Annotated in this window: 1 protein-coding gene; it reads left to right on the top strand. The window is 50.3% G+C overall.

Annotation, left to right across the window (positions count from 1 at the left end; genetic code table 11):
* Nucleotides 1-1,050: hypothetical protein (locus KDK17_RS18800; RefSeq protein WP_257288794.1), on the top strand; the 1,050-nt coding region annotated here is incomplete at both ends.

The raw sequence follows: 1,050 nt of genomic DNA, 5'->3' as shown, positions 1-1,050 counted from the left end.
ACAGACAGCCTTTATCACAAGATAATGGTCGGTCAGGAACACAACTGGCAGATTCGTTTCGGTCTATTTACTGACTTCGAGGTGGCCTTTAAACATTTACCACCAGAACGACTCAAGCAGGTGTTTGCCCGGGCCTTTCAATACCTTGGCCAGGTGTCGGAAGCGGAGCGTGCCCTCTTTATTTTGGCTGTGACCAAAACCTATGAAACCCTGAGTCACCCGGTTAATGGCAACCGGGAAAAAGCAGACGCATTGTTAAAAGCCATCGGTCCTGAACATCTGACCAGGATGAAAGACTACGCTGTGTCAGGCCAGCAAAAAACGATCGTATCCATGACCAGAGCATTGCGGTCAGTGCTCAGGCAGGTCAGGGGAGATGATGGTCTGGCGCGGGTCGAGTTTCCATCCACCGGCAATGCAGTGGTGGTTCTTGATCCTTCCGAGTTTGAATACAATGGCAGGCAACCTCTTGAATTTGCCATCAGTGATTATGACGGTCAGCAGAGGCAGCTTGTTTACAGGAGCAAAGCGGCCTCTTATGAGCGGCTGGCGTTTAAGCTGCTGATTAACAACTCCAGTGGTGAGATCAGGCTGGTCAGGACTGATGTTGATTCAGGCACTGACCGTCTGGTTTTGAACCTTGATAAAGCCGCCTTGATAAAGCCACAGGTCAGCCCCTTTTTGCAGAGCCCCCAAAACATTAAGACAACAGAAGTCGTCAGTTCGGGAGAGGACTCGCGTTTCTGGTTGGTCAGGATGAAAGACAGTGGTCAGTATGGGATCGTTCTACAAAATGCTAAAAGTGATGGACAGCAACCGGATGTAAACAGCGCACCGAAGCATGTGCGGATCGTGCCCTTCGCTGAGACAACAACCGTCCGGCACATTCAGGACGCTATTGCAGTGGACAGCGAACTGAACCCCACAACAGGTCAGCCCAAGAAAGGCTGGTTATTTACTGCTTCTGACCCGGAACTGAGGTTCATTCTCTTTCATCTCCCCGCAGGACTGGCTGACCAGAACATTGATGGCATTCAGAAAGTAAAAAAA

The organism is Endozoicomonas sp. SESOKO2, from assembly GCF_024606245.1.
In the GTDB taxonomy this organism is placed as follows: Bacteria; Pseudomonadota; Gammaproteobacteria; order Pseudomonadales; family Endozoicomonadaceae; genus Endozoicomonas_A.
This window is presented reverse-complemented; position numbering and strand designations above follow the sequence as displayed.